This is a genomic window from Limnofasciculus baicalensis BBK-W-15, from assembly GCF_024178385.1.
In the GTDB taxonomy this organism is placed as follows: Bacteria; Cyanobacteriota; Cyanobacteriia; order Cyanobacteriales; family Coleofasciculaceae; genus Limnofasciculus; species Limnofasciculus baicalensis.
Map to the genome: position 1 here is coordinate 1 of NZ_JAMZMM010000248.1, position 9,206 is coordinate 9,206.

Below are 9,206 nucleotides of genomic sequence, written 5' to 3' on the forward strand. Positions count from 1 at the left end.
CTAACTTCTAACTTCTAACTCCTAACTCCTAACTCCTAACTCCTAACTCCTAACTTCTAACTTCTAACTCCTAACTCCTAACTCCTAACTCCTAACTCCTAACTCAGGTAATGTAGTTGTGTTTGCAAACTCCTTTCATTTAGAATTTTGAGCTGCTACATATTACTCAGGGTGAAGCTGTAGCTTTTATACAAGATCTTGGTTTTTTGTAATATTTCTTCACAAACTGAGATCTTGCACCATTATCAACTAGTGGAAAAACCTAACCCCCCAGCCCCCTTCCCTTCAAGGGAAGGGGGAGCCGGAAATTTTATTTTCCTCTCCTGGCAGGGGAGGGGGAGCCGGAAATTTTACTTCCCTCTCCTGGCAGGGAAGGGGGAGCCGGAAATTTTACTTCCCTCTCCTGGCAGGGGAGGGGTGAAACTTGTAATTGACATTGGCGCAAGATGTAAGTTTAAAGAGATGCTGTTATACTGCTCTCCAAAACATTGAGACTTGTGATTCATATTCATGCAGCATCTGGTCAAAATATCCTATGTGACGATCTATGCTGTGCTTAACGGCTTGGATCAAATCGACAGTCTTAGTTGAATCCCCAGCGTAATGAATCAGCGCGGGTTTAATCGCATCCAGAAAATGATCGACCTCTAATTCCGCATGGAGTTCTAGCCAGATTGGTCGCTTTAGATTGCGGACATCAAAAAAGTATTTTAACAGTCTTTGATTACGCACTGACACGCATATTTCTCGACCACTCAGCCCAGCCAAGGCTTCGTAAAAGTTCCCTGTTTCAAAGCCAAAGAAAGGAGTAAAAATGAGCGCTCATAGGAGAGAGTTGCTGCACTGCGTTGAGAGGTTTGAATGTCCACCTGACTCAATTCAAGATCGTCGAGAAAGTCCAGAAACATTTCGCTGTGCCCATCTTGCAAGTCTGTAAAGATATGATCTGCCAAAGACATGATGGCTATTTTCTGATCTGGATTAGTGCAACTTCCGGCTTTGACAATACACAATCCAAACCACTGATGCAGGCGATCTCGCCAATGGTTATTTAGTATTAGGTAACTAATCTGTTGTAAAATGGTTCCATTCTGGAAGAAGTGCTAAGTATTCTTTGGCAACACCTCGAATCCAAATATACTCGTCTTCAATGCGATAGACATTTACAATGGTTGCTCTAGCACTACCTCCTATCAATCCACCTAGCATTAAGGCTTGACCTACTGGCAAAAGGAATATTGCCATAGCTAATTGAGATTGAAGCGATAATGCAGAAAAGAACAAAATTATGCCTGCTACACCAACACCCCAACCCCATAAAATAGCTCTCCTACGCTTTTGCAAAACTTCCTCACTCACACCGAAATAGACTACAGCTTTTTTACGAACAAAGATCGCTATAATCACATAAATAAGCAAATTGAGAAGAATTACGAGATAAATAGCTGGATGATGCCAATAGAGAATCGCCTTAAACCGTTTACCATTAGCAGGTTGATTAGTTTTTATACAGCGATCGGGAAGTTGTGCCCCTCTCCGCATCACCAGAATATTTCCAGCTCGCCAAATTTCTTGGCTAATTTTTCCGGATTCGTTTAGTCTATCCATTGATAGATCTCCTCATAACCATTTACATAGTTAAAGCCTAAACCAGGGTTAAAAGTATCGTTACCACTGATGCTATTAAGGATGTCATTAGTACGATCCATAATTGCTAATCTCCATAGTTCTAAGCTATCACCCTCAATATTCTAGATTTGCCCGACTTTTGCCACTTCAGTTTTGCTTAAGAGCGGAGTGAGGTAAAATTGAGCTTGACAAGTATGGAGTTTCCATGTTAAAAGCGACTCTGAAAGCCTCTGAAGCGGGATTGGCGAGAATCAAGCAAGCTCGTGCAGAGCGGGGATGGACAATAGATAACCCGTGCTGGTTGGTGGAAGCTAGTCAAGTTTTGAAACCAAATGATACCTGGGATGAGTATCAATCTTTTTTTGCTGATGGGATTTCTCATTCCACTTGGGGACGGTTTTTGTCAGGGAAGCAACGGATTAAGCCAGATGCTTTTAAAGCTTATTGTCAAATATTAGGATTACCTTGGGAAGAAATAGTCGATCGCAATAATAGCAGCCCAAATTCAATAGATTGGGGCGATGCGCCCGATATTTCTTATTTTTGCGATCGCACTGAGGAATTATCGGAGTTAGAAGAGCGAATTGTCCACCAACACTGTCGTCTGATTGCTCTCGTGGGTGTGGGGGGAATTGGCAAAAGCGCCTTGGCTGTCAAATTAATTCAACAAATAGAAAAAGATTTCCAATATATTATCTGGCGCTCGATCGGTTCTACTCTTTCTTTATCAGATCTAATTAATAACATTCTCACGTCCCTGCCTCAGCCAGATTCTCCCTATAACAACACTGAGCCAATCTCCCAATTAATCCAATCTTTCCATACCTATCGCTGTCTCTTGGTACTAGATAGATCTGAGTTAATTTTGCAAGAAGGAACCTTGACGGGTTATTACCGGGAAGAATATGAATATTATGGCGAATTAGTGCGACGAATTGCTTCAGAAAGGCATCAAAGTTGCTTGATTTTAATCGGGAGGGAAGCGCCACGAGATATTCGATTATTAGAACAAGCAAATTCCTCTGTGCGCTCGTTTTCTTTAAAAGGACTCTCACAAGCAGCAGCCGAGAATATTTTGAGAGCTAACGGTTTATTAGAAGAACCAAGTTGGCAGAATTTAATTCAACTTTATAGAGCTAGCCCCTTCAACTTAAAAATGATTTCCAGGGTTATTTTGCAATTATTTGGTGGCAGTGCGGCTAAGTTTTTACGAGAAAACACTTTAGTACTGGGAGATATTGGACCTATTTTAGAACAACAGTTTCGACGATTATCCAAATTAGAACAGGATGTCATGTATCAGCTAGCCATTCCGGATCTAGCAATTTCTCGCTCTCAAATCAGATCCCAACTTGTGTCATCTGTTGCTATGTCAGAATTAATCGAAGCACTAGACTCATTGAAACAGCGATCCCTTATTGAAACTAGTTTAGAAGGTGAAGAAGATTTGTTTACTCTCCAGTCTGTTATGAAGAAATATGTCAGAAGAAGATATTGTTTGTAAACAGGACTTACGCAAAGGATCTATCCGTAGGGTGCGTTACACTCTGTTAACGCACCACCAACACTATTAATAACGTTGCTGCGTAAGTCCTAATAAAATAAAACTTAATCTTCTGTAGGGTAGGTTATCTAGCAGTCGCAAATAATTCCTAAAGACGATCTCCTCATATAATCATTAAAAAAGCCAAAAATTATATGATCTATTGTATTAACCCCAACTGTCAAAATCGTCAGAATCCCGATGAGGTAGTACTCTGTCAAGACTGCCAAACTCCCTTACTTATTAACAATCGCTATCACTTAATTAGACCATTACGCGATCTTAAACCAGTTAGCGAGCGGACTTTATCGTGCGAAATTTTTGAAGTTACTGACTTTAAAGATAATGATAAGTTAAAAGTTCTGAAAATTCTCTCCTGCGATTATACCCATATCATCGAACTATTTGAGCAAGAATATACTCTCTTGATTAACTTCACTCGTTCCGGTATTCCCCAAGGACAAGAGGCATTTTCATTTCAATTGAATAATGGTCAAAAACTCCGGTGTTTGGTAATGGAGCGGATTGAAGGACAAAACCTAGAACAGTATCTGGAACAACAGGGTGCAATTTCTGAACAACTTGCTTTGTCTTGGCTAAATAAAATAGTAGATATTCTCAACTTTATCCACCAAAATAATTATTTTCATCGGGATATCAAACCCTCCAACATTATGCGAAAATCCGATGAAGAATTGGTATTAATTGACTTTGGTACAGCTCGAAAACTAACAGAAACTGTAATTAATGGGCGTTACGTCACAGCCATTTATTCTCACGGCTACACTGCCCCTGAACAAATAGCAGGTAGAGGAGTGCCTCAGTCAGATTTTTACGCTTTGGGGTGTACTTTCGTCCATTTACTTACTGGTAATCCTCCCGATAGTAATCTTCATGTTTGGCGACAAAAAACTAAATATAAAATATCAAAAGCTTTAGCAAATCTAATTGATTCTCTGATTGAGGTTGACTATAAAAAACGTCCTCAAAATGCCCAAGTTATTTTACAACGCCTCCAGTGGATTAAGGTTTTTGGCGGCATACCACCTAGCGTTTTAGTCGGGAGTGGTGCGATTCTAGTTAGTCTGGGCATAGTGTGGGCGATCGGACAAGCTAACATTTTAAATATCTTTCCTCCAAAAACATCTCCACCCCCCTCCTCTCCAGTACTTCCGGAAACTACCAAAGCTTGCAATACTATCTTACAAGATAATTTAAGTTGTGGAGAAGAAATCCTCCTATCAGGTTTAATTGAAGCCAGAGCCGACAAACAAAAAGGGACTGAAGCTTTTGCCGCCGGAGATTATACTCAAGCTGTCAATTGGTTCGATCAATCATGGCAAAAAAAACGAGATCCAGAAACCTTAATTTATCTCAATAATGCCCGAATTAATGCCCAGAATAATCCTGGAAAGCCAATTTATACAATTGCCGTTGCTACTCCCTTATCTGATTTGCCAGACGGAACCTCTAGATCGGGAAAACATGTGCTACGAGGAGTTGCCCAAGCACAAAATCTGGCGATAAAAGAGGGAATTAATTTAAGGATTTTGATTGGAGATGACACTAATAAAAAAGAACAAGCCCAAAAAATTGCCAATGCTTTAGTGAATAAATCAGAAATTCTTGGTGTTGTCGGTCATTATTCTAGTGATATAACCATATCTACTTTACCAATATATCAACAAAATCAACTAGTCCTGATTTCTTCAAGTAGCGCAGCTAGCCAGCTTTCTTCAGAAGGTACTCGCCCAAATCATGTATTCTTCCGCACCGGGCCCACGACTAAAATAATGGCTCAAACTTTAGTCGATTACCTGATTAAGGAAGTCCCTCAAAAAAATGTAGCTATCTTTTACAATCACCAAAATAAATTCGGTCAATCTATGCGGAAAGATTTTCATCATAGTTTATCTGCTAATCATGGTAAGATTGTCTACGACTCTGCTAGCGAAGAGGTGGATCTAGCTAGTTCTAAATTTAACCCACAACTTGCTCTCAAGGAAGCGCAGAAACATGGGGCAAAAGTGCTGGCAATCTTTCCCGATGGTAATACTACTCCTTATGCCTTCCAAAACGGTTTAGATTTAATTCGTGAAAATCAAGGTAATCTTTGGGTTGTCGGAGTCAGTAGCCTTTACGATCATGAAACTTTAGAACAAGTAGGGAAATACACTCTCAATCGCTTTGTTCTCTTCGGGAGATGGCATCCCTTAAGTAGTTCTAATAACCAGTTTAGCAAAGAAGCTCAAAGCTATTGGCAAGAAGATCTAAATTGGCAGACGGCTACAGCCTACGATGCAACTTTAGCCTTAATTGCCCCATTGAAACAACAAGCGACACCCAGCCGTAGCGGGATACAGAAAGTATTAGCCGCTCCCAACTTTCAAACAACAGGTGCAACAGGTAAGGTGAGTTTTAATGGGAGCGATCGCAAAGAAACCCTCGCTACAATACTTAAAGTAGTTCCCAATTGCTCAAAATCTGGTTATACCTTCGTTCCGGTGGATTATACTGCTGCTATATGCCGATAATAATCAAATATGAGTTGAATACTTAGGTTTCTTCTTCTGTAAAGACAGGAGGCCATAATTCAGTAATTCTTACTTCCCAACCAGGCAATAGTTCCGGGAGCGTTAATATATCTTCATTTTCTAAAAGAATTGGTTGACTATTTGGACGGAAAACCTTGACAGTCTCTAAATCTGGATCGATAACAATTCCTACTTCTGCCCCCAATTCTATGAATCTGATAACTTTCTTTTCTATAGTTTTAATTCTATCGCTTTGGGATTTGATTTCTACCACTAAATCGGGAACCATTTCCCCAAAATAGCGAACGCTGCGTCTGAGACGTTGAGCGCGAACAAATGATACATCAGGTGCAGTCAGATTGCTATCTGGTAAAATAAAACCGCCTGCGGAGTCAAAAATTCGACCGAGGTTTCTGGGGTTAACCCAAGCAAAAAGAACTGATATTAGGCGAACACCTACTTCACTGGATACAATATCTGAAGGACCCATAACGATAATTTTCCCATCTTCAAGTTCTATTTGGTAATCATGTCCTGCTTCTTTGAGGATTGCTTGTACTTCTTCTGCATCTTTAACAGTCATCAGTGGCATAAGGAAAATCTCCTAGTCTCGCTGAGGATATAGTAATAATTTAGCTATCAGCGGTTAGCCGTCAATAATTAATACAATTATATCATATTTTAATTTAGCCGATGGCGAAGGCGAAGGCGAGGGAAGCTATCACAGGGGATGACGATTTGCGATCGCAATAGTTACACTTGATCAATACTGACATCTTGCACCAGCAGCAAAAACCGCCAGAGAATTTATTCTCTGTCTTATAGCCTAAGTCCGTTAAAATCCCAATCTAGCGAAACCACATCTAGACATAATTACAAGGGCACTTCAATGAAGAAACTAATTTCTACAACCGCGATCGCTATTTTATCCATCGGGATGATAAGCTGTAGCCAGCCACAGACTAATACGGCTCAGGATACTCAAACAGATACCACTGTTGTCGCTAACACCGAATCGGCTAATTCTCCACAAAACAAAACTGAAGTTAAGAATAAGGAGAATATTGATTCTCAAAGCAAATCTGAAGTTACCCGGAATTCAGCTAATTCAGAGCAAAACTCAACTGAAGCTAATCAAAAGGAGAATACTGCCGAGTCAAGCAAATCCCAAGCTAAGACTAATTCAGCTAATTCTCGTGAAACTCGCACCCAATCTAAGACAAATTCAACTAAGCAAGCTGGCTCTGGACAACTAGAAGTTGGTACAGTTAAAAATATCGTACAAGGCGATATCATCTGCTACGTTACCTTAGTGGATGAGAAAGGTAAAACTCACGAGGTTAGTGCCGATTTTGATATCTGTGCTAACCAAGAAACATTCTTAAAGAAAAAAGTCCGATTGAGCTATGAACTAGCTAACCTCAATGATTGCCAAAGTGCCGAACCCTGCGGCAAAACTAGGCAAGAAACAATTATCAGTAAGATGGAGATTATCGGAGAAAACTCACCAACCTCAACTAAAAATAAAGACTCACAAACCCTAAGTAATGGGGAATGGACAATAACAATTGGGAATGGGGACTCCTGGAATGGAGTTAACGGTACTGGAAACCTTAGTTACAATGGCTGCGATGCTAAAGGTAAATGTATTAAATTAGAAGGTGGGAAAGTTACCTGTCGAGATGGAAAATGTGTAATGGGTTGGAGTAATGGAGATTATTCCTATATAATCGAACAACCAATTACCGATCCAGACTCGCACTCTTCAGGAGCGACAACTTTAACAGTACGAAAAGGTGCTACTATTATTCTCAATGCTACTGGATTTAAAGGAGTTTAATAAACTTTGGTATAATTTAACGCGGGTAATAGCCTCTTCTCTTGTAAGGTTGATCTATGGATAGACTGTCGCTGTTAGTTTCGTTCCTAACAGACGGTCTTGTGGATACAATATAATCTACGGTGAGTCTTGATGATTCACCTTTATCCATTTATATTAAGAGGTTAAATCATGTGCAATATCAGGTAGAATTTAAGCCAAAAGCGATTAAAGATTTGCAAGAAATTACTCTTAATATCCAAGAGCAAATTATCAGTAAGATTGAAGTTATGCAAAATGATTTACACGGAGATGTAAAACGGTTAACCAACTTTACCCCCGAGTATCGGTTGCGAGTGGGCGATTATCGAGTTTTATTTGAAGTGGATAAACAAGCCATTATTATTTACAGAATAAAACATCGCAGCAAAGCTTATTAATGAAGAAGGAGATAAATAAAAATGATAGAATTACATCCTGAGTTTTTGACAAAGAATGGACAAAAAGAATTTGCTGTATTACCTTACGAAGAATTCCTAATAATCAAAGAATTATTAGAAGAATTAGAAGATTTAAGAGACTTAAGAGCGGCTAAAAAGGAAGAAGAAAATAGTCCTTCAGTTTCCTTGACAGAGGTGAAAAAGATGGTGAAATTATGATTATAGTAAAGAAAACAGAGGTATAACCAAGATGGCAACAAGTGAAGCAACTCCATTAAATCAATCTATCCCCCTTGACGAAATCCACTACAACGAGCAAGGACTTGTCCCCGCGATCGCACAAGATTACCTCGATGGTACAATCCTAATGATGGCTTGGATGAACCGCGAATCCTTACAGAAAACCCTCGAAACAGGCGAAGCTTGGTACTGGAGTCGCTCCCGTCAGGAATTATGGCACAAAGGCGCAACATCAGGACATATTCAAAAAGTGCGATCGCTCCGTTATGATTGCGATAGCGATGCACTCCTCATTACCATAGAGCAAATCGGCGATATTGCCTGCCATACCGGGGAAAGGAGTTGTTTTCACCAAGTCGATGGCAAAAAAGCACCACCGCCAGCCGATACATTATCTCAAGTATTTGAAGTAATTTGCGATCGCCGCGATAACCCAACTGAAACTTCCTATACCTGTAAACTATTCAACGGCGGCGATAATAAGATTCTCAAGAAAATTGGCGAAGAATCCGCTGAAGTAGTCATGGCTTGTAAAGACGATGACAAAGATGCCATCGCTTCTGAAGTCGCTGACTTAATCTATCATACCCTCGTTGCTATGGCACATCATGGCGTTGAAGTAAAAGACGTTTATCGGAAATTACAACAACGTCGGCGGTAATTGGTTGTTGGTTGTTGGTTATTGGTTGTTGGTTGTTTCTTGGTAATAGGTTTAAGCTTTGGTTACGAGAGAATAGTTTTGGGTTCTTCTGTACTTAGCGTGCCAAAAGATTAGACTAACTAGTATAGTTGGGTGCAAGTTATATCAAATCCTTTGGCATTGGTATAATCTTTTTTTTAACGCAGAGGACGCAGAGGTTAACACAGAGGTACGCAGAGGTTTTTCTGTCAGAGGTTGAATAATTCCGATGCAACCGAAAATGATATTAATCACTATTCTTTAAAGCATCCGGGATGTCCCGAGCCGGAGTAGACAGTGAAATCACTCACCCCCAAACCAG

The 9,206-nt window shown here is 40.0% G+C and carries 10 protein-coding genes; 6 read left to right on the forward strand and 4 right to left on the reverse strand.

Annotated features, from left to right (window positions below; genetic code table 11):
* Positions 1–468: 468 nt before the first annotated feature.
* From NJ959_RS20515 to NJ959_RS20525, 3 genes are read right to left on the reverse strand one after another with little or no spacing between them, the layout of a single operon-like run.
* Positions 469–738 carry a hypothetical protein gene (locus NJ959_RS20515; RefSeq protein ID WP_254013601.1) on the reverse strand — a complete coding sequence of 90 codons (270 nt, stop codon included), beginning with the start codon at positions 736–738 and terminating at the stop codon, positions 469–471.
* A gap of 17 nt (positions 739–755) precedes the next feature.
* Positions 756–1,013, reverse strand: a complete 258-nt coding sequence (locus NJ959_RS20520; RefSeq protein ID WP_254013602.1) for a hypothetical protein — start codon at positions 1,011–1,013, stop codon at positions 756–758.
* A 52-nt stretch (positions 1,014–1,065) separates the two neighbouring features.
* Positions 1,066–1,608 (reverse strand): hypothetical protein, encoded by a 543-nt coding sequence (locus NJ959_RS20525; RefSeq protein ID WP_254013603.1) that lies wholly within the window; start codon positions 1,606–1,608, stop codon positions 1,066–1,068.
* A gap of 226 nt (positions 1,609–1,834) precedes the next feature.
* Between NJ959_RS20525 and NJ959_RS20530 the strand changes: the two genes are divergently transcribed.
* Entirely contained in the window at positions 1,835–3,133 is a 1,299-nt protein-coding gene (locus tag NJ959_RS20530) for an NB-ARC domain-containing protein (RefSeq protein ID WP_254013604.1), read from the forward strand.
* Between the two features lie 194 nt (positions 3,134–3,327).
* Positions 3,328–5,706, forward strand: coding sequence for a bifunctional serine/threonine-protein kinase/ABC transporter substrate-binding protein (locus NJ959_RS20535; RefSeq protein ID WP_254013605.1), 2,379 nt, complete (start codon positions 3,328–3,330; stop codon positions 5,704–5,706).
* A 22-nt stretch (positions 5,707–5,728) separates the two neighbouring features.
* Here the strand turns inward: NJ959_RS20535 and NJ959_RS20540 are convergent, their stop codons facing one another.
* Positions 5,729–6,298 (reverse strand): Uma2 family endonuclease, encoded by a 570-nt coding sequence (locus NJ959_RS20540; RefSeq protein ID WP_254013606.1) that lies wholly within the window; start codon positions 6,296–6,298, stop codon positions 5,729–5,731.
* Between the two features lie 297 nt (positions 6,299–6,595).
* Between NJ959_RS20540 and NJ959_RS20545 the strand changes: the two genes are divergently transcribed.
* The 4 genes from NJ959_RS20545 (at position 6,596) to hisIE (ending at position 8,866) form a co-directional block, all read left to right on the forward strand.
* Positions 6,596–7,546 (forward strand): hypothetical protein, encoded by a 951-nt coding sequence (locus NJ959_RS20545; protein ID WP_254013607.1) that lies wholly within the window; start codon positions 6,596–6,598, stop codon positions 7,544–7,546.
* 173 nt (positions 7,547–7,719) lie between these two features.
* Complete coding sequence (locus NJ959_RS20550) at positions 7,720–7,965, forward strand: type II toxin-antitoxin system RelE family toxin (RefSeq protein WP_373693687.1); 246 nt, start codon at positions 7,720–7,722, stop codon at positions 7,963–7,965.
* Between the two features lie 21 nt (positions 7,966–7,986).
* On the forward strand, positions 7,987–8,184 hold the full coding sequence (locus NJ959_RS20555; RefSeq protein ID WP_254013609.1) for a type II toxin-antitoxin system Phd/YefM family antitoxin: 198 nt from the start codon (positions 7,987–7,989) through the stop codon (positions 8,182–8,184).
* Between the two features lie 31 nt (positions 8,185–8,215).
* A complete protein-coding gene (gene hisIE, locus NJ959_RS20560) occupies positions 8,216–8,866 on the forward strand; it encodes a bifunctional phosphoribosyl-AMP cyclohydrolase/phosphoribosyl-ATP diphosphatase HisIE (RefSeq protein ID WP_254013610.1) in 651 nt (216 codons plus the stop codon).
* The last annotated feature ends 340 nt before the right edge of the window (positions 8,867–9,206 follow it).